This is a genomic window from Rufibacter ruber, from assembly GCF_001647275.1.
Classification (GTDB): domain Bacteria; phylum Bacteroidota; class Bacteroidia; order Cytophagales; family Hymenobacteraceae; genus Nibribacter; species Nibribacter ruber_C.
Window position 1 is genome coordinate 39,130 of record NZ_LRMM01000022.1, and the last position, 19,064, is coordinate 58,193.

Sequence of the window (19,064 nt, forward strand, 5' to 3'; positions counted from 1 at the left end):
GTAGCCCCAAAACAGAAACTTCCTGCGTATCTTCCCTTTATGCAGTGGATAAAACTTTATGAGAGTGAGGCATCGGCGAAAGCCGAAATCCCTTTGACCAAGGCCGTCACCGTGGTGGTGGCGGGGCAAGAGCTCTGCCTGGCCCATACCCGCGCCGGGCTCTTCGCGGTGAACAACGCGTGTCCGCACCTGGGCGACAGCCTCAGCCGCGGCACCACCAATTACCTCAATGAGATTATCTGCCCGTGGCACAGCTACCGGTTCAACCTGGCCTCTGGCGAATAATGCCGGGGCCGCACCACGCCCCTGAAGCGCTACCCGCTGGAAAGCCGGGAAGACGGGCTATATGTGGGACTGGACTAGTTTTCTGTTTTGGGGCAGTTTTCCGGAAACAGCCCCAAAACAGAAAGCCAGCTTCTACAGCTCCGCCGCGGGCAGAAAGATTACTCCTGTACGGGCACCAGCCGGAAGATTCTGCCGGGGCTTTCTACCGCCACGTACACATAGCCGTCTGGGGCCATGCGCACATCCCGCACCCGGCCAATATCCTGCAGCAGCCGCTCCTCCCCTTCAATGTTGTTTCCGTTCACTTTTAACCGGCTCAGAAACCTGAAGCTCAGTGACCCCACCAGCAGATCGCCCTTCCAGCCTTTATATCGGTTACCGGTAACAAAGGCCATGCCTGACGGGGCAATGGAGGGCACCCACACTTTGATGGGGTCTGTCACGCCCGCCTTCTGCTGAAGGTCTGAGATTTTGAACCCGTTGTAGTTGATGCCATACGTGACCTCTGCCCAGCCGTAGTTGGCGCCTTTCCGGATGATGTTGACCTCATCCCCGCCTTTGGGGCCGTGCTCGTGCAGCCAGATCTCACCCGTCTCCGGATTTCTGGCCATGCCCTGGGCGTTCCGGTTGCCATAGGTGAAAATAGAGGGCATGGCATCTTTCTGGTCCACAAACGGGTTGTCTGCGGGTATGGAGCCGTCTTCTTTGATGCGGTGGGTCTTGCCCGCGTGCACGCTCAAATTCTGCGGATTGGTCTTGGTGCCGCCCCGGTCCCCCATGGTGAGGTAGAGAAAACCATCGCGGCCAAAAGCAAGCCGGCTGCCGTAGTGGTGGCGGGTACGGTCATAGGGCTGGGCTTCAAAGATTACCTTCTGATCCTGAAGTGTGTTCCCTTGCAGCCGGGCCCGCATCACCGCCGTGGTAGAAAGGGTTTGCCCGCCCTCCCGTTTCACCGCAGAGTAAGACAGGAAAAGCGTCTGGTTCTTGCTGAAGTCAGGGTGGAGTTGGATATCCAGCAGGCCGCCCTGCCCCTGCGCCAGCACTTCAGGCGTTCCCGCCACCTTCTGCAACTGCTTTGCCTGGGTGAAGCGGTACAGAGTGCCGCTGCGCTCAGTGATCAGCATGTCACCGTTGGGCAGAAAAGCCATGGCCCAGGGAACCTCCAGCCCGGTGACCACCGTGTCCAGCCTAAATCTGAATTCCTCAGATTGGTAAACGGCACCTTTGCTGAGGTCTGGCGTGTTGCCCAGGCTTTTCTGAGAATTGATCCCGTTTCTGAGGTAGGCCACCAGCAGGTTGATTTCCTGGTCGGTGAACGTGGTATCATAGGCGGGCATTCCCTCCTGGGGGTGGCCAAACTTGATAGACTTGAACAGATCTTTAGCAGAAGCCCCGTGCAGCCATTTTCGGTTCACAAACGTCTGCAGTTCTCTGCCGTGGCAGCCGCCGCAGTAGTTCACGTAGTTGGTACGCGCTTTGTCTAAATCTGCCTCAGAAAGTGCTTGTTCCTGTGGGGCAGCAGCGTCATTGCCCGCTGTAGAGGTAGACCGGGTGCAACTGGTGAAAGTGAACAACACAACTTGTATGAAAGCAAAAATTCTAGCGTAGGAAACCATAAAAGTGCATCTGTGAATTGAAAAGCTTTGTTGATGAGCAACCGGAGAAAAAGGTTTTGGCCCGTCTACAGACATTCTCTGTACTGAAATCAATACTATTTTGCAGGCTTCCTTATGCTAAATGCCAGCTTTTGTTTTTTAAAGTATAAAGTATCATCAGTTAGTATCGCCTTATCTCCCAACTGAAAATCAGTATTTATATCTAAGAAAACCGTATCGCCAGATATGGAATATCCTCCAAAATACTCAGTTTCTCCAAACTTGTGGTACTGGGTAATTTTCAAATTTTGGTTGGCCTTGAAATCTATCTCAAGACCATGGCTAAATTGTTCATTGGTAGCAATAAAAGACGTTTTTCCAAATCCTTTACTTGACCGGTGATAGATATGGATAAAAATGACACTGATAAACAAGATAGCTGTGCAGGAGGGAAGATAAGAAACAACGCCATCGCCGTCATCATATCTGCGGGTGTCATTTATAAGATAGGCAACCGCCAGAATGCAGAGAATTAAAAACGGAATAGTAAAGAGTACCTCTTCCAGCCAAAGATTAGGCTTTATAGACCTGAATTGTATCAGACTACAGCAAATGCCTAAAAATAAAGTAATCTTGAAAGAGGTTCTTTTCATCATTCTTATGAAAGAAGGTAAAGGTAACCCAAACTGTTAGCGTCTGTTTTTGGCCTACTATCTGAAAAATATGCCAAAAACAGACGCCCTACATCAAATCAGGCGTAAGTGGCCGCTGGCTATTTACTGCCCCACCATGAAAACCGCATTTCCGAAGAGCAGTTTCCCGCCCTGCCAGAACGCCCTGAACAGCGGGTTGTCTACCAGGTACACCACTTGCCCGCGGCCAAGCCCCTGCACCCCCAGCACCAGTCCGTTTTCCAGCTTCGCCCCCACTTTGGAGCCTACAAAACCGGTGGCGGGGCCTTCCTGCTTCACCACGCCCACGTTCCAGCCGTCTTTCAAATACTGCGGCAGGCTGGCGGTTCTGATCAGGGCCGCGTACGAGTTGCCGTAGCCAAAGGCCAGCGGGTGCGTGTTGTCTAACGTCACCCTGAAAACGCTTCCCTGCACTTCTTCTGAGATAGACTCCCGCTCCCGGTCTGCATAGCGCTTCAGGTCTTCTTCTGTTGCTTCTTTCTTGCCGGAGGAAGCCGGTTCAGCCGCCTTTTTTTTCACCGCAAAATCAGGCTTGTCAGCTAAGAAGCTCACCGCACTCTCCATCGCAATCAATCGGCCGCCGGCCCGTACCCAGTCTTTCACCTTGCCCAGCGTTTTCTCATCCAGTATTCTGCTGTAAGAGCCGGTGGGCAGAATGAGCACATCAAACTCGCTCAGCGGAACACTGGCAAAATAGTCAGCGCCCAGCACCGTCACGGGGTAGCCTATCTGCTGCTCAAAGTAATGCCACACCTCCCCAAAACCGTACGCTGAGACCCCTTCACCGGTCAGCAGCGCCACCCGCGGCGCCTTGATGTGCCTGATATTCCTGGACCCGAAGTCTGAGCCGGAGGTGACAAACCCTGTTGTGGCTGTGGCCAACTGAATACCCAGAGAATCTGCCGCCCGGGTCACCAACTGGTCAAAGCGGGTGCCTAAGCTCTCATTTCCGGCCCGGGTAATGACCAGCGAGCCCGCGGCAAACGTTTCCTTGTTCTGCTCAAACGGAACTTCAGAATACCGCACCCGCACCTTGGCTTTGAGTAAGGTTGCCAGAAATTTGATGTCCTGCACCCCGGTCCACTTGACCAGGTAGGCATAGGCTTCCGGCACCGCCGCATTGGCAACACCCGCCGCGGGTTTGGGCTCTTTCATGGCCACCTTAGAGGTGAGCGCCGCCCCTTTGAGACCGTACGCATAGGGCAGAGACCACGCGGTAATGTCATAGGTCACAGAGTCTTCCAGGCGAGCATTGGGCTCAAACAACACGTTCAGCAGCGTTGACTTGGGCTGGTACGCACTGATCACCAAATCTCCGGCGGCATACTTCACGGTTTCATTTTTGCCGGTCTGGTAGAGAAACCCCTTCGCGGTGCCTGCGCTGCCGGCGTACCCGTACCTGATCTGTTGCCGGTCCAGGTATTCAGTGAGCTCCCTGAGGCGGCCTTCCTGCCCTTTCATGGCAAACACATAGCTGCGGTAGGTGCCAAAGGGTCTGCTCTGGGCGTCTGCATAGAATTTCTTAAACTCCTTCACCACCTGGTCTGCCTTGTCTGACATGGCTTCAACGGTAGCCAAACTGGCGGCGTGGTGGTGGGCAATGCGTTGCGCCAGGGTAAGGCTATCGCCGTCAGATTTCTGGATCACCACCCCCGCTCTGCCGCTGCCGCCCTGCTCATAGGTCATGGCAATGGCGCCCTGGTAAGTGGGCCAGGTGTCGCCGTAGCTGGGGTAGAAAAGGTCAAAATTCTCGCGGGTGAAGTACAGCCAGTTGTTCCTGTCAAAGTATTTTCGGTTGTATTCACCTATAAAGTTCTGGGCCTCGCGCTGCCAGGGCGTGATGGCATCATGGTACGGCTTCGCCGAAGGCGCAAAGTAATACGGGTTGTCTACCGCCTGCTCATGGAAGTCTGCATGCAGCTGGGGCATCCATTGGTTGTAGACCACCGCCCGCTGCTTTGACTCCACCTGCGTCTGCCACGCCCAGTCGCGGTTCAGGTCAAAGTAATAGTGGTTGGGCCTGCCGCCGGGCCACGGCTCCTGGTGCTCCCACGCCCAGGGCGAGGCATTAGGCTGCTGGTTTCTAACTCGGTTGTACCACTGGGTGTAACGCTCCCGGCCGTCTGGGTTCACGCACGGGTCTACCAGCACCACCGTGTTCTCCAGCCATTTCTGGGCCTGCGCGTTAGAGGGGTCCAGCAGATCATACAGCACCTGCAGCACCGCCTCTGAGCTTACCGCCTCATTGCCGTGAATGTTGTAGCTGAGCCAGACAATGGCCGGCTGCTTGCCGCCCGTGGTCTGGCCGCCCAAAAGGCCGGTGTTCTTCAGGTTGTTGCTTTTGATCTCGTCCAGCCGCTGCAGGTTGGCCGGGCTTGAAAGCGTAGCCAGCAGCAACGGACGGTTCTCATACGTATGGCCGTAAGTCTGCAACTGCATCTTCTGCGGGTTCTGGGCCGCAAGGTACTTCACGTACTCTACCAGACGGCTGTGATACGTGAACTGGTCCCCCAGCTGGTAGCCCAAGAACTGGGCAGGGGTTTGCAGCGTGCTTTGGGCGGAGGCCGTGAAAGACCAGCAGAAAAACAAGGCCAGGCAGTACCAGCGCTTGTTACAGAAGTTCATCATGACAGGGTATGGGTGCAAATGTTTAAACCAAGCTACAAAGTGGGAAAAAATACGCAGAACCCCAACCTGCGTTTTCGGGCTGTTTTCTGAAAAACAGGTCAAAAACAGAATTTGCCCCCTGCCTCTGAATTGTTTAATTTCCGCCCCTCAGAGCATGTTTACCTTTTGAAGTTGCAAGCGACCAGGGCAGCGTAGCGTTTTGCCAGGGCGGCCTTGAAGCCTTTCACCAGCCCTATCAAGGGGTGAAGGCGGGTGCTGACCACGCCCCTTTGCCGCCCAAAAGACAAACTGTAAACCGGCTCACCCACCATTCTTAACAAAACCGTATGAAAAACTTACGTTGGCCCAGCCTGCTGTTGCTGCTTTTTTTTACCGCCACACAGGTGTCAGGGCAAGCCCTCTCAGACTCAGCTTATATCAGACAGCACTACACTAAAACCGAGCACCAGATCCCCATGCGCGACGGGGTGAAGCTGTTTACGGTTGTCTACGCCCCAAAAGACAAGACTCAGAAATACCCCATCATGCTCAACCGTACGCCGTATTCAGTGGCACCGTACGGCGAAGCCAAGTATAAAACCAGCCTGGGCCCTTCTTCTGAGATGCTGCGCGAAGGCTACATATTTGCCTACCAGGACGTGCGCGGCAAGTACATGAGCGAAGGGGAGTTCATCAACATGAAACCCATCAAAGCGAAGAAAGGCAAGAAAGACGTAGACGAAAGTACTGACAGCTATGACGCCATTGCGTGGCTGGTGAAGAACGTGCCCAACAACAACGGCCGCGTGGGCCAGTGGGGCATCTCCTACCCCGGCTACTATACCACCGTGGGCTTATTGAGCAACCACCCGGCGTTGAAAGCCGCCTCGCCGCAGGCGCCCGTAACCGACTGGTTCTGGGATGACTTTCACCACCACGGCGCCTTCTTTCTGCCGCACGCGTTCAATTTCTTAACCAGTTTTGGGCAGCCAAGACCGCAGCCATCGCCTACCGGTGCCCCACGTTTTAACCACGGCACCCCAGACGGCTATGATTTCTTTCTGAGAATGGGGCCGTTGACCAACGCCAATGCCCAATACCTGCACAACAACGTGGCGTTCTGGAACCAGATGATGGAGCACCCCAACTATGATGCCTTCTGGCAGGCCATGAACATACGGCCGCACCTGACCAACATCAAACCCGCGGTAATGGTGGTAGGCGGCTGGTTTGACGCTGAAAACCTGTTTGGGGCGCTGGAGACCTACAAGACTATAGAGAAGAACAACCCCAAGGCCTACAACACTCTGGTGATGGGTCCGTGGTACCACGGCGGCTGGGCGCGCTCCAATGGCCAGACCCTGGGCAAAGTTTCCTTCTCGCAGAAAACCTCAGAGTTTTACCAGCCGCAGATTGAGGCAAGATTTTTCCGCCATTTCCTGAAAGGAGACGGTAAAGGGCAATTAGCCCTGCCAGAGGCGTACATGTTCAATACCGGCGCAAACCAGTGGCGAGAATTTGCCGCCTGGCCACCTAAAAACACCCAGGAGCGCCTGCTGTATTTTGGGCCGAATGGGAAGCTGAGCTTTGAGAAACCATCCGCCGCGGGCGGACCTTCTTATGACGAGTTCATCAGTGACCCCAACAAACCGGTACCGTTCTCAGAGGAGACCACGGTGGGCATGACCCGCGAATACATGACCGATGACCAGCGGTTTGCCAGCCGCCGCCCAGATGTGCTGGTGTACCAGACAGACGTTCTCAGGGAAGACGTGACCCTGGCGGGCGAAATCTTATCTGCCCTGAACGTCTCTACCACTGGCTCAGACGCCGACTGGGTGGTGAAACTGATAGACGTGTATCCAGACACCGCGGCGCAGAACCCACACAACCCTGCCTCGGTGAAAATGGGCGGTTTCCAGCAAATGGTGCGCAGTGAGGTATTGCGCGGCCGTTTCAGGAACAGCTATGAAAAACCAGAAGCGTTCACGCCTAACCAGGTAACCGCCGTGAACGTGCCGCTGCAAGATGTGCTGCACACTTTTAAGAAAGGCCACCGCATTATGGTGCAGGTGCAGAGCACGTGGTTCCCGCTGGTTGACCGCAACCCGCAGAAGTTTGTTCCCAATATTTACCAGGCCAAGGCCGAAGATTTTCAGAAGGCCACGCACCGCGTGTACTTCACCCCGCAGCAGCCAAGTTATTTAAAGGTGAAGGTGCTTTAAAGGCATTCCGGTTTTCTTGCTGCAGAAAAGCCGCTCTAGTTGAGGAGCGGCTTTTCTGTTTTGGGGCTGTTTTTCAGAAACCAGCCCCAAAACAGAAAAGCAAGCATCTGAATTTAGCTTTCCCAACCGGCTACCTATCAACTGGGGCAGCAACAAAAAGCCCGTATTCCAGCCTTCCGGAGAAAAATTAAAAAAAAGTTAAACAAAAGCAGTTCTTCATCTTCCCTTCATCTTGACATCATAGTTTTGGCTCAGTAATCAATCATTAACACCTCACACATATGAAAAAGATGACCTTTTTAGCTGCCGCCCTTTTTGCCGCCGCTACCTCCTTCGCCCAAACCACCTCTACTGCTGTTTCACAGGAAACCAGTGCCAAAGCCACCCACGGCCAGACAGTTAGCGCTACCGCCAAAACCAATGTCGCTGGCCAGGCTTCTGAAGACGGCTCAGTAAAAGGACAGGAAATTAAAAACGCGCTCAGGCAAAAAGAGCGGCGGCCAAGGAACAACAGGAAAAAAACAAAGCGGAGAAAAGAGAGGCCAAGGAAGCCGCTGCCAGACAACGGGCTGAGACTAAAACCAACGTGGAAGACGGCCTAGAGCAGGTACGGGAACAGAAAGATACCCATGGCCAGCAGGTGAGCACCACTGCCCAAACCACTACTGCAACCGGAAAGGAAAAAGGCCTGGCAGTGAAACAAGTCGCTACTGAAAACAAACCGGCAAGAGGGGCCAGAGCAGAAACCGCGACAGGCGCCACCGTGAAAGTGAAATCGTCGGCCAGACGCCAGACCCCAACCACTGCCAGAAAAACCAATGTGGGGTCAGCACCCGTGAAAGCCAAAGCCGGAGTGCGTACCGGAGCCGGCCTCAAAGTAGGCAAAAACTAAGCAGGCTTAAGATCAGCTGGCCCCCCCAGCGGGCACCGGCTGATCTTATGCCTTACTTTCCCCCTACCAACAATGAAATTCTACCTGCTACTCTGTCTGTTTCTGAACACCCTCTGCGCTGTATCGTATCCTGCGTATGGATTGGGAAAACAGAATTTCTGCCAGCCTATGACCACTTGTCACCGGTAGAAGAAGACAATCCAAAAAAGTCAGAAAAAAAGGCCAAATGAAGTGCTTCTTCATCTTGTCTTCATCTTGCCTCCATACCTTTACTCCCAGCACGCCCATTTATTGTTTAGCCTTATGAAAAAGGTACCTTTACTAGCCGCCGCCCTTTTAGCCGCCGCCGCCACCTTCGCCCAGACGTCAAGTGGCCTACTTACGTTTGCCTCTCCAGCCACCCTGGCCCACCAGCCGGGCACGCAAGGGCGCTCCCATACCCCATCATCTGCCGCCGCTGAGCCAGAGAAGCAACACATTTATGCGCAGGAGATTGCCCTTGCCCGGCAAAAGGAACGGAAAGCAGAACGTGAAGCCTTCAGAGAAGAGGCCAAAGAGAAGAAAGAGCACGGGAAACAGGTAAGAAAAGAACAGAAAGAGGCGCTGACGGAGATGGAGGCTTCTGCCACAGCCCTGACTGAGACACCCGAGAACGTTCTGCCGCAGGATCAGGAAAGGCCCAGAAAAAGCAAGAAAGATAAATCTTCACGCACGGAACAAGAACCCTCTAAAGAGAAAGGGGACAACCATGGCAAAGCAGTGAACACGGTATCCAGAGAGGTAGCAGAAACAGGCGCAGACAAAGGGCAGGAAGTAAAAGAAGTGGCCAGTGCCAGGCGCCAGCGCAAACCTGAGAAAGTAGATGCCTCTGGCGAGGTACCCGTTGAGGCCGCCGCAAAAGTGCCCAGATCGGCTGCCCGCCCCGGGCGGGGTGCTGCCCGCGGGGCCGTGCAGGGAGCCAACACTACGGTTACCAAAACCACCGGCGGCGCCGTGAAAGCGGTCAAAGCCGCTAAGCCGCTAAAAGTAGGCGTAGGCGTGAAAGCTGGCAAAAATTAGTCTTAAAAGGAAGCATAGCCTCCAGCCGTTTCTCCCCGTGAAACGGCTGGATTCATCATATTGTACCACGTAATTCGCGCAGCAGATGAAGAAAGTACTTGGATTCTGTTTTTTCCTAAGCTGTTTTTGGGTGTCTGTTAGCGTAGCCCAAAACAATACGTTGCCTGCCCCCAAAGCTGATGATCCCGCCAGGAAAGGCTGGTGGACCATAGGCCTGGAAACGGCCAACAACGCTTCTTTTTATGGCCGAAACACCGCTACCCACTATCCTTATGTGGCGCAGTCCCTCACGTATACCCATACATCAGGGCTGTGGCTCTCTGCCATGTCTTACCAGCTGTTCAAAACAGAAGATGTGTTTGATGAGACAGATGTCTCTGCCGGGTACAGCTTTAAGATAGGCGAGCGGTTTGACGGCACCCTGAGCTACACCCGTTTTTTCTTCGGGCCCAACACGCCCCTGATCCAGGCTGTCACTGAGAATGCGGTTTCGGCCACCGGCCAGTATGACTGGGTCTACCTGTATTCTGGCCTTACCGTGAGTTATACGTTTGGGGGCAGCAGTGACCTCTTCACCGTACTGGACAATTCCCGCTACATTCCGCTGGAACCGCTCTGGAAGGGGAAGAAGGCCGTAGGGCTTGACCCAAAAATCAGCGTAATTGCCGGCACCCAGCAATTCTCAGAAACCTATACCGTGGTCACCCAAAACAAGAAAGACGCCTTAGACGGTATTTTGGGGAATTTGCCCAACGGAAACGGGAAAGGGAATGGAAACGGGAAAAATGGCTCGGGCTCCGGCAACGGCTCTACCACCACCACCACTGAGAACAAACGCAGATTCACGGTACTCAACTATACCGTGAGCGTACCCGTGGTGTTCAGCCTGGGTAATTTTGATTTCGAGCCTACGTACCGGTACTCCTACCCCGTGAACAAACTGGAGGGCGATGAGTCTCAACCGCAGTCGTTCTACTCCCTGAATGTGAGCTACACCTTTTAACCTACCTCACTTAACACGCCCCCTATGCATGTATTGATTGTAGAAGACGAGACCGGCCTTGCCACTGAGCTGGTGCACTTTCTCTCAAAGGAGCATTACAAGTGCGACTGGGCCTCCAACGGCCGTGAAGCCTCAGAAAAAATTGCCGTCAACCTGTATGATTTCATTCTGCTGGACCTGGGTTTACCAGACTATGACGGCCTTGACCTTCTGGCCGAAACCAAAGGCCTGGAGCATGACCCGGCGGTGATTGTGCTGACCGCCCGCGGTTCTCTGGAAGACCGGATCAGGGGGCTGGGCTTAGGCGCCGACGATTACCTGCCCAAGCCCTTCTCCCTGCTGGAACTGCAGGCCCGCATGCAGGCGGTAGTGCGCCGTAAATTTAAGATGAAGTCGTCTACTGTGCAGTTTCACGGGTTTGAGCTGGACAGCAGCACCAGACGGGTGCACCACCACGGCAGCGAGCTACTGCTCACGAAAAAAGAATTTGACCTGCTGCACTACCTCCTCCTGCACAAGAACCGCATCCTGACCCGGCTACAGTTGACAGAGCACATCTGGGGCAATATCCTGGAAGATGACTATGACTCCAACTACATTGATGTGCACATGAAGAACCTGCGAAAGAAGCTGTCTGTTTATGAGCCCACTGATTTTCTGGAAACCGTGCGCGGGGTAGGCTACCGGCTCACCACCTAACCACGTCACAAAAGCCTGAAGTGGGGAGATCTGCCGGAAAGGTGCGTTGGAAGAGAGAGGGCGCATTTCTCCCCATTTCTGTTTTCGGGCTGTTTTCTGAAAAACAGCCCGAAAACAGATTTTCAATTTAGATTCTATATCTTTCACGGCTCCCTGCTCGCCTATTCTAATTGATCCATGCGGTTACAAGCCAAACTGACTGTTTTCAGCGCGGTCTCCAAAATCATTATCCTGCTGGTGCTCATTCTGGTGCTGCCCACCTTGGTCAACCAGGTGGCGCTGCACAACGCAGATGTACGCCTGCAGGACAAAGAGGCCCGCATGTACCAGATTATAGAGGAACAAGGCATTGACTCTTTTATCACTGAAGAAACCGGTGATGCCTACGGCTCCTACAACCTCCTGAAGGAAGAGTTTATTTCTTTGGAGGAGATCTCTTCAGGCAGGGTGCACAACACCATTGAGAACAGCCTGCGAAAGGTAGAGAATGACATTGTGGAGTACCGCGTGCTTTCCTCCACCTTTGACCTGGGCGGAAAACGGTACCTGCTGGAAATTGGCCGGTCCCTGGCCACCATTGGCGACAACAGCCAGGCCCTGCAGCACTACGCGCTCTATTTTTTGCTCGCCGTGGTCCTGCTCACAGTGTTTGTAGACCTGGCCTTCTCCAAAATCCTGCTGCAGCCCCTCACCACCATCATCAAGCGGCTGCAGCGCATTGAACACCCCACCACCTTCACACCTAAGAAACTGAAGACTTCTACAGACGACTTCCTGTACCTGAACAACACCATCAATGACATGATGGGGCAGATTCAGGAGGCGTTCCAGAAGGAGAAGGAATTTATTGGCAATGTGAGCCATGAGCTGCTTACCCCGGTTTCCATTCTACAGACCCGTTTAGAAAACCTGCTGGCTGACCCGGACACGCCTGAGCCCTTGCTGGTGAAACTGGTAGACAACCTGCGCACCCTGCACCGGCTAAAAAGCATCATACAGGCTTTGCTTTTGATCTCCCGCATTGAGAACGAGCAGTACCTGAAAAACGAACGGGTAGACGTGCCGCAGCTGGTAAATGAGGTGGCAGAGGAAATTCAGGAGCGCGCGGAGGCGAAGGATATTTCCCTTTCGGTACAACTCACCGGCGACTTTGTGTTCATCCCCGCCAACCACTCCCTTCTGTTCACCATGCTGTTCAACGTGGTCAACAACGCCATCAAATACAACAAACCCTCTGGCACCATTACTGTTGCCGGAAATGCCGTTGCCAAAGGTTACCAGCTCTGCATTTCAGATACCGGTGTTGGCATTGCCCAGGACCAACTCCCCCACATCTTCAGCCGGTTCAAACGTTTCCATGCCCCAGACGGGGAAAGCCACGGCTTGGGCCTTCCCATTGTGCAGACCATTGCCCGTTTCCATGGGGTAGCTTTAACGGTACAGTCAGAATTAGACAAGGGCACCACCTTCTGCTTTACCTTTCCCCAGCGAATCTAAGCTGTTTTGGACCTGTTTTTGGAAAAACAGCCCGAAAACAGCTTTTGAACCAGACGCTCGCAGGTCCTCTGGACGTTACGAGGTCTTTTAAGAACTGCAGATGGTTAATGGCCAATTGTTAATTGCTGATGGTTGAAACAACGTACTGGCGCGAGACTCCTGTCTCGTGCCACGGGATGGGGCGAGTCTCCAGACTCGCCGGGAGCTGCAAGGAGATCTGCCATCTGTGGAACCCACCCCTCCCCCTCCCGGGAGGGGAGTATCTGGCATGCGCGGGGCAAGTGGCGGGTGACCGTACCTCTGCCATGCGAGTCCCTCAGCTGTCCGGGATGTGCAATCCGCGGCGCCTGCAGATCATACGTGCCGCCGCGGGATTGCAAATCCCCGTGTACCAGCTTCCGGATTGCAAATCTGGAAGAGCGCGATGCTAGGCAGGGCTCAACTATATGTGGCACCAAGGGAACGCACATCAGGAATGCGTGTCCTCCTGTGTCAACATCCCCCTTCGCCCCCTTCAAAGGGGGAGTATCGAAGTGAGTCTTGAGTTCTGAGTCTTGAGTTCTGAATCCTTTCTTTCATCTCAGGTACTTCAGCACGAATGAAGCAGCTATGCCTGGTCTCGCTGCCGCGCCGCGAGGGCAGCCGGAGACCGCCCGTCATCAGTAGGCACGAGTCCGGAGACTCACGCCAGCGCGGGATAGGGGAAACCATTCGAATCAGCAAGCAACAGCCAATCAACCATTCCACCGGCTGATGTGCGCAGCACGGGCTCGCCACAGGCTAGCGGAACTACAGCACTAACCTGCAAACAATCTACATCAAGAAAAGCAATAGCAGCAATGGAACCTAAACCAGTCCTGGGGGTGAGCGCCTCTGTTAATACGGTGCCGCTTCAGCGGCAAGGCCGGAGGGCCTAGTTTTAACAGCAGTGCTCACCCCCAGGACGGGGCCCCGCGGCCGTGAGCGCTTACCGGAGGCAATGCAACAGCAATGGGATTTCGCACTGGAGCAAGCGGGAGAGCCAGGGGAGCAACAGACTACACCTTCCCGCCGCAGCCAAGGGAACAGCAAACTACACTTTTCCACTGCAGCAGCAGACCCCGCTTCCTGCAGCAGCCAAGGCAACAGTGAACAAAACAAAAATTACGCTGTAGCACCAACCTTATTATCCCAAAGCACCCAACGCCCCCTTCCTCCTCCTATCAAAACTTCCTCCTAACCCAGAAAGGACAGCCTTTACGCTTACTGCCGCTTTTAGTTGTAAGAAAAACAGAAAAGCATCGACAAATTTTAACAGAGAAGCACGCCATGTGAGGCAGAGGTTATATATTCCCCTGACATACAACGAATTCGCATTTATAAAAAACTTATACTTGCCGTCATGGCCAAGCAACCAAAGGCAAGGAAGACGCATCTTTCAAGGGGAACCGAAGCAGTAGGCGCTGCCCCATGATCGTTTATACACATATGATACAGCTCCAGGACATCCACAAATACTACGCGGTGGCGCACAACAAGCTCCACGTGCTCAAGGGCATTAACCTGCAAATTCAGGAGGGTGAACTGGTGTCCATCATGGGTTCCTCGGGCTCCGGCAAGTCTACGCTGCTCAACATTCTGGGTATTCTGGACGACTATGACAAGGGCCTTTATACCTTGGCCGGAACGCCCATCCACAACTTATCTCAGGCCAAGGCCGCCTACTACCGCAACAAGTTTCTGGGCTTCGTGTTCCAGAGCTTTAACCTGCTCACCTTCAAGAACGCCATGGAAAACGTGGCCTTGCCCTTGTACTACCAGAAAGTGGGCCGCAAAGAACGCAACAAACTGGCCATGGAATACCTGGACCGCGTGGGGCTGAAGGAATAGGCCGAGCATTCGCCCAATGAAATGTCAGGGGGGCAGCGGCAGCGGGTGGCCATTGCCCGCGCCTTGATCAGCAAACCCAAACTGATCCTAGCCGATGAACCCACCGGCGCCCTGGATACCAAAACTACGGCAGAGGTCATGGAGATCTTCAAGGAAGTGAACCGCGAAGGCATGACTGTGGTGATTGTGACACATGAAAACGACATTGCCGAGCAGACCCAGCGCCTGATCAGGCTCAAAGACGGCGTGGTGGTAGATGACGGCCAAGGCAACAAAGTAGATGATTTTCTCACACCTGTAGCCTATTCTCAAATTTAACCCGCGCCGCTATGTTTGATGTAGACAAATGGCAGGAGATCCTGGGCACCATCCGGAAGAACAAGCTCCGCACCTTCCTGACCGCCTTTGGGGTGTTCTGGGGTATATTCATGCTGGTGCTGCTGCTGGGGGCCGGGCAAGGGCTGCAAAACGGGGTGTTCAACCGGTTTGGAGACGGCGCCAAGAACAGCATTTTCTTCTCTGGCGCTAAAACAGCGGTCGCTCACCAAGGCCTCGGCCCCGGCCGACAGATTCAGTTGACCAATGAAGACCTGGCCACCATTGCCCGCGAGGTGCCGCAGGTGCAGATCATCTCCCCGCGTAACCGCCTGTGGGGCGAATACACCATCAACTACAAGACAGAGAACGGCTCTTACCAGGTCTTCGGGACTACGCCAGACTTTCTGGAGATGAACGGCGAGAACGTGAAAACTGGTCGGCTCCTGAACGAGAAAGACATCACTGACAAACGCAAGGTGGTCATCATTGGCGAGGCTGTGCGCAAGGTACTGTTCAAAGACGCCCCCGGCATTGGCGAATATGTCAATATCAGAGGCATTCACTTCAAAGTGGTGGGGGTGTTCACCGTGAAAGGCAACAACAGCGGCCGCCGCGAAGAAAGAGCATACATTCCTTTCAATACGTTGCAGGTAGCCTACAACCAGCCCAACCAGGTCCAGCTCATGGGCATGGTGGCCAAGCCTGGCGTTAAAGCCGAAGTCATTGAGGAGAAAGTAAAGACTATTCTGGCGCAGCGCCACAAGTTCTCGCCAGAAGACGCCCAGGCACTGGATATCAACAACAATGAGAAGGAATATGATCAGTTAATGGGGCTGTTCAACGGCATCAGCCTGTTTGTGTGGGTGGTGGGCATTGGCACCTTGATTGCCGGTATTGTGGGTGTCAGCAACATCATGCTCATCATTGTAAAGGAGCGCACCCGCGAAATCGGGGTCAGAAAAGCACTGGGCGCCACCCCCTTCTCCATCATCAGCCTCATCTTACAGGAATCCATTTTAATTACTGCTCTTTCAGGCTATTTAGGTCTGCTGGCCGGGGTTGGGCTGCTGGACCTCATGCGGTATGGGTTGGAGGCTTCTGGCGCAGAGCTTCCGTTTTTTTCCAATCCCGAGGTGCATTTGGGGGTGGCGGTTTCGGCCACTGTTCTATTGGTATTGGCGGGGGCCATTGCCGGGTTGTTCCCCGCCATGAAAGCCGCCCGCATCAAACCCATTGAAGCCCTCAGGGCAGACTGATGTTAATTAGGAATGGGGAATTAGGAATTATGAATTGGGTAAGAAAGGGAGAACAACCCTGGCTAAAGCCTGGAAAAACAGCTTCTGTTTTTGGCCTGTTTTTCTAAAAACAAGGCAAAAACAGAATATCGGCCATAGCCGAAAAAAAGAAATAAGTGACTCAGGACTCTGGACTCAGAACTCAAGACTAACAATACATGATTGACATTGACAAATGGTCAGAGATTTACGCTACCGTGAAGAAGCACAAGCTGCGCACGGGCCTCACGGCGTTTGGTGTGTTCTGGGGCATCTTCATGCTGGTGCTCCTGCTGGGCGCGGGCAAAGGGCTGGAAAACGGCGTGATGAAAGATTTCAACGTGGCCAAGAACGCCATCTTCGTCTGGACGCAGCGTACCAGCGTGCCGTACATGGGCATGCAGCCTGGGCGCTACATTTACCTCACCAATGAAGACACAGAGGCCATCCGGAACCAGATCCCCGAGGTGGGCATCATCTCCCCCAGCAGCCAACTGTGGGGCACCTTCACGGTGAGCCGACTAGACAAAAACTCGTCTTTCACGGTGAACGGCGAATACCCCGAACTGCCCTACGTAGAGCCGCTCACCATTGCCAAAGGCAGGTTTCTGAACAAGCTGGATATTGAGGAAAAACGCAAGATCTGCATCATCGGCCCTAGGGCGCAGGAGGTGCTATTCAAGAAAGACGAAGACCCGCTGGGCAAGTACATCAACATCAAAGGCAGCCATTTTCAGGTGGTGGGCATTTTTCAGCCGGTAGGCAAAGGCGAAGACATTGTGCAGAGCGCGCAGACCATTTACATTCCGCACTCCACGCTGCAGCAGACGTTCAACCAGCAGAACCGCGTAGGGCACTACAAATTGATTCCGGCGCCGGGTGTGGCCTCTGTGGTGGTGGAAGACAAAGTGAAAGCGCTGCTGGCGCAGCGGCACCAGGTGGCGCCCAATGATCTGAAAGCCTTCGGGTCTGCCAACGTGGAGAAGGAGTTTGAAGAGGTACAGGGGCTCTTTGCGGGCATTGCAGGTTTCAGCTGGCTCGTGAGCATTGGCACCATCATAGCCGGGGTCATTGGCGTGGGCAACATCATGCTCATTGTGGTGAAAGAGCGCACCAAAGAGATTGGCATCAGAAAAGCGTTGGGCGCCACGCCTTGGTCGGTGATCAGCCTGATTCTGCAGGAGTCTGTGGTGATCACCGCACTGGCCGGGTATCTGGGTCTGCTGGCCGGCACGGGACTCATTGCCTTGATTGATTACCTCATGGTGAAGTTTAACGCCGAAGGTGCCATGTTCTCCAACCCCGAAGTAGACCCCAAAGTAGGTTTTATGGCCGTGGCCCTGCTGGTGGTGATGGGCGCAATTGCCGGATTAATTCCTGCCACCAAAGCTGCCCGCGTGAACCCGGTGGTGGCCCTGAAGGACGAATAGAATTTAGCCTCAGGCGCTGGCCTCCTGTAAGGAACTGACTCTGCTTCAAGTTTGAGTGCAGCGGTAACTTGGAGCATTTAGAAAGCAAGTATTCACCTTGCTAAGGTTAGCAGAGGTACCACGCCAGTTACAAACTGGCCTCATGTTAAGCCACAAGTTACGCTAGCGCTAAACTTGCGGCAGAAAAGGTTCAAACAAATAGAAAAGCTGTTTTCGGCCTATTTTCAGGAAAACAGGCCGAAAAAACGCAAAACATAAAAAGCAAAGTCAATATCACACCCATTCTGTCATGAAAAAAGTAATTCTTGGTTTGTTCATTGTCCTGTTCCTGGCCGGCAGCGTCTGGATTGGAAACTACTTCTACAAGAAATCTACCACTGACCCGGTGGTATACCAGACTGAAAAACCATTCGTCACCAATATTGTGAAGAAAACCGTGGCCACGGGTTCTATTGTGCCGCGCAAGGAGATTCAGATCAAGCCGCAGGTGTCGGGTATTGTGGAGGAACTGTATGTGGAGGCGGGCCAGACCGTGAAGGCGGGGCAGAAGATTGCCAAAATCAGGATTGTACCCAACATGGTGAGCGTGAACCAGGCTGAGACCGCCGTTCAGACGGCCAAGATCGCTTTTGAGCAGGCCAAGCGTGAAATGGAGCGCCAGCGGCAACTGTTTGAGCAGAAAGTGATCGCAGAGCAGGAATACAACCGCTTCGTGCTGGACTATAACCTGCGCAAAGAAGACCTGACCTCTGCTGAGAACAACCGCCAGCTGGTGAAGTCAGGCACCTCTAAGCGCACCGGCGGTTCTAACGTAATTTTCTCTACCGTAGACGGTATGATTCTGGACGTGCCTGTGAAAGTGGGCGCCTCGGTGATTGAACGCAACAACTTCAATGAGGGCACCACCATCGCGGCCGTGGCCGACATGAAGAGCCTGATCTTTGAAGGCAAGATTGATGAGTCTGAGGTGGGCAAACTGCGTGAAGGCATGGACCTGAACCTCACCATTGGCGCCATTGAGAACAAAGTCTTCAAGGCCAAGCTGGAGTACATCGCCCCGAAGGGCGTGCTGGAGGAAGGTGCCGTGAAGTTTCAGGTGAAGGCGCAGGTGCTCCTGCAACCGGGAGACTTCCTGCGGGCGGGCTACAGCGCCAACGCCGATATTGTGCTGGACCAGAAAGAGAACGTGCTGGCCATCAAGGAAGGGTTACTGCAGTTCGGGAAGAAGAGCAAAGACAGCGTGTATGTGGAGGTGGAAGTTGGCCCGCAGCAGTTCCAGAAACGCATGGTGAAAACCGGCTTGTCAGACGGTATCAACATTCAGGTGGTTGACGGCCTCAAGGCCGAAGACAAAGTGAAAGTGGTAGAAGCCGCAGCGCCTGACAAGCAGTCGTAAGTAAATAAAGTACTTAGACAGCCCGACTTTGATTCCCCCCTCTGTCCTCCTGAAAGGATCTCGGGGGCGAACGGTAGTAGCTCCTTCTAATTGCTATCTTACCTTGCCCCCGAGATCCTTTCAAGATGACAAAATGTATTGTTTACTTTGTCTACTTACTATACTCAAGTGGCAGTTATAAAGTGAGATATATCGTGCGCAAAGTATTACCCACCCCTCCAAG

Annotated in this window: 14 protein-coding genes and 1 pseudogene; 12 read left to right on the plus strand and 3 right to left on the minus strand. The window is 53.8% G+C overall.

Annotated features, from left to right (window positions below; translation table 11 throughout):
- Window positions 1-39 precede the first annotated feature (39 nt).
- Window positions 40-285 carry a Rieske (2Fe-2S) protein gene (locus A8O25_RS10500; RefSeq protein ID WP_241498993.1) on the plus strand — a complete coding sequence of 82 codons (246 nt, stop codon included), beginning with the start codon at window positions 40-42 and terminating at the stop codon, window positions 283-285.
- A 158-nt stretch (window positions 286-443) separates the two neighbouring features.
- Here A8O25_RS10500 and A8O25_RS10505 read toward each other — a convergent pair whose 3' ends face one another.
- The 3 genes from A8O25_RS10505 to A8O25_RS10515 all read right to left on the minus strand — a co-directional run bounded on the left by A8O25_RS10505 (window position 444) and on the right by A8O25_RS10515 (window position 5,200).
- Complete coding sequence (locus A8O25_RS10505; RefSeq protein WP_241498994.1) at window positions 444-1,862, minus strand: PQQ-dependent sugar dehydrogenase; 1,419 nt, start codon at window positions 1,860-1,862, stop codon at window positions 444-446.
- Window positions 1,863-1,996: 134 nt separating this feature from the next.
- Window positions 1,997-2,536, minus strand: coding sequence for a hypothetical protein (locus tag A8O25_RS10510; protein ID WP_153042699.1), 540 nt, complete (start codon window positions 2,534-2,536; stop codon window positions 1,997-1,999).
- Window positions 2,537-2,656: 120 nt separating this feature from the next.
- Window positions 2,657-5,200: a M14 family metallopeptidase gene (locus A8O25_RS10515; RefSeq protein WP_241498995.1), complete on the minus strand. Its 2,544-nt coding sequence runs from the start codon at window positions 5,198-5,200 to the stop codon at window positions 2,657-2,659.
- 326 nt (window positions 5,201-5,526) lie between these two features.
- Here A8O25_RS10515 and A8O25_RS10520 point away from each other — a divergent pair, with 326 nt between their 5' ends.
- The 11 genes and pseudogenes from A8O25_RS10520 to A8O25_RS10575 all read left to right on the plus strand — a co-directional run bounded on the left by A8O25_RS10520 (window position 5,527) and on the right by A8O25_RS10575 (window position 18,841).
- Window positions 5,527-7,404 carry a CocE/NonD family hydrolase gene (locus A8O25_RS10520; protein ID WP_066834511.1) on the plus strand — a complete coding sequence of 626 codons (1,878 nt, stop codon included), beginning with the start codon at window positions 5,527-5,529 and terminating at the stop codon, window positions 7,402-7,404.
- A 281-nt stretch (window positions 7,405-7,685) separates the two neighbouring features.
- Entirely contained in the window at window positions 7,686-8,006 is a 321-nt protein-coding gene (locus A8O25_RS10525) for a hypothetical protein (protein WP_153042700.1), read from the plus strand.
- Entirely contained in the window at window positions 7,991-8,296 is a 306-nt protein-coding gene (locus A8O25_RS10530; RefSeq protein WP_066834515.1) for a hypothetical protein, read from the plus strand. The genes A8O25_RS10525 and A8O25_RS10530 overlap by 16 nt, the downstream gene beginning before the upstream one ends.
- A gap of 303 nt (window positions 8,297-8,599) precedes the next feature.
- The gene (locus A8O25_RS10540) at window positions 8,600-9,355 is read left to right on the plus strand and encodes a hypothetical protein (RefSeq protein ID WP_066834518.1); all 756 of its coding nucleotides are present in this window, start codon (window positions 8,600-8,602) and stop codon (window positions 9,353-9,355) included.
- 130 nt (window positions 9,356-9,485) lie between these two features.
- Window positions 9,486-10,358 (plus strand): hypothetical protein, encoded by an 873-nt coding sequence (locus A8O25_RS10545; RefSeq protein WP_153042701.1) that lies wholly within the window; start codon window positions 9,486-9,488, stop codon window positions 10,356-10,358.
- A gap of 24 nt (window positions 10,359-10,382) precedes the next feature.
- Window positions 10,383-11,057 carry a response regulator transcription factor gene (locus A8O25_RS10550; RefSeq protein ID WP_066834520.1) on the plus strand — a complete coding sequence of 225 codons (675 nt, stop codon included), beginning with the start codon at window positions 10,383-10,385 and terminating at the stop codon, window positions 11,055-11,057.
- Window positions 11,058-11,234: 177 nt separating this feature from the next.
- Window positions 11,235-12,554, plus strand: coding sequence for a sensor histidine kinase (locus A8O25_RS10555; protein ID WP_066834521.1), 1,320 nt, complete (start codon window positions 11,235-11,237; stop codon window positions 12,552-12,554).
- Window positions 12,555-14,021: 1,467 nt separating this feature from the next.
- Window positions 14,022-14,741: pseudogene (locus A8O25_RS10560) on the plus strand (ABC transporter ATP-binding protein).
- An 11-nt stretch (window positions 14,742-14,752) separates the two neighbouring features.
- On the plus strand, window positions 14,753-15,997 hold the full coding sequence (locus A8O25_RS10565) for an ABC transporter permease (protein ID WP_066834527.1): 1,245 nt from the start codon (window positions 14,753-14,755) through the stop codon (window positions 15,995-15,997).
- A 197-nt stretch (window positions 15,998-16,194) separates the two neighbouring features.
- A complete protein-coding gene (locus A8O25_RS10570; protein ID WP_066834529.1) occupies window positions 16,195-17,445 on the plus strand; it encodes an ABC transporter permease in 1,251 nt (416 codons plus the stop codon).
- 289 nt (window positions 17,446-17,734) lie between these two features.
- Window positions 17,735-18,841: an efflux RND transporter periplasmic adaptor subunit gene (locus A8O25_RS10575; RefSeq protein WP_066834531.1), complete on the plus strand. Its 1,107-nt coding sequence runs from the start codon at window positions 17,735-17,737 to the stop codon at window positions 18,839-18,841.
- Window positions 18,842-19,064 lie beyond the last annotated feature (223 nt).

Coding starts and splice junctions, on each gene's coding strand:
- A8O25_RS10515 (WP_241498995.1), bottom strand. CDS start 5,200: ATGATGAACTTCTGTAACAAGCGCTGGTACTGCCTGGCCTTGTTTTTC.
- A8O25_RS10525 (WP_153042700.1), top strand. CDS start 7,686: ATGAAAAAGATGACCTTTTTAGCTGCCGCCCTTTTTGCCGCCGCTACC.
- A8O25_RS10520 (WP_066834511.1), top strand. CDS start 5,527: ATGAAAAACTTACGTTGGCCCAGCCTGCTGTTGCTGCTTTTTTTTACC.
- A8O25_RS10500 (WP_241498993.1), top strand. CDS start 40: ATGCAGTGGATAAAACTTTATGAGAGTGAGGCATCGGCGAAAGCCGAA.
- A8O25_RS10570 (WP_066834529.1), top strand. CDS start 16,195: ATGATTGACATTGACAAATGGTCAGAGATTTACGCTACCGTGAAGAAG.
- A8O25_RS10565 (WP_066834527.1), top strand. CDS start 14,753: ATGTTTGATGTAGACAAATGGCAGGAGATCCTGGGCACCATCCGGAAG.
- A8O25_RS10550 (WP_066834520.1), top strand. CDS start 10,383: ATGCATGTATTGATTGTAGAAGACGAGACCGGCCTTGCCACTGAGCTG.
- A8O25_RS10555 (WP_066834521.1), top strand. CDS start 11,235: ATGCGGTTACAAGCCAAACTGACTGTTTTCAGCGCGGTCTCCAAAATC.
- A8O25_RS10510 (WP_153042699.1), bottom strand. CDS start 2,536: ATGATGAAAAGAACCTCTTTCAAGATTACTTTATTTTTAGGCATTTGC.
- A8O25_RS10575 (WP_066834531.1), top strand. CDS start 17,735: ATGAAAAAAGTAATTCTTGGTTTGTTCATTGTCCTGTTCCTGGCCGGC.
- A8O25_RS10540 (WP_066834518.1), top strand. CDS start 8,600: ATGAAAAAGGTACCTTTACTAGCCGCCGCCCTTTTAGCCGCCGCCGCC.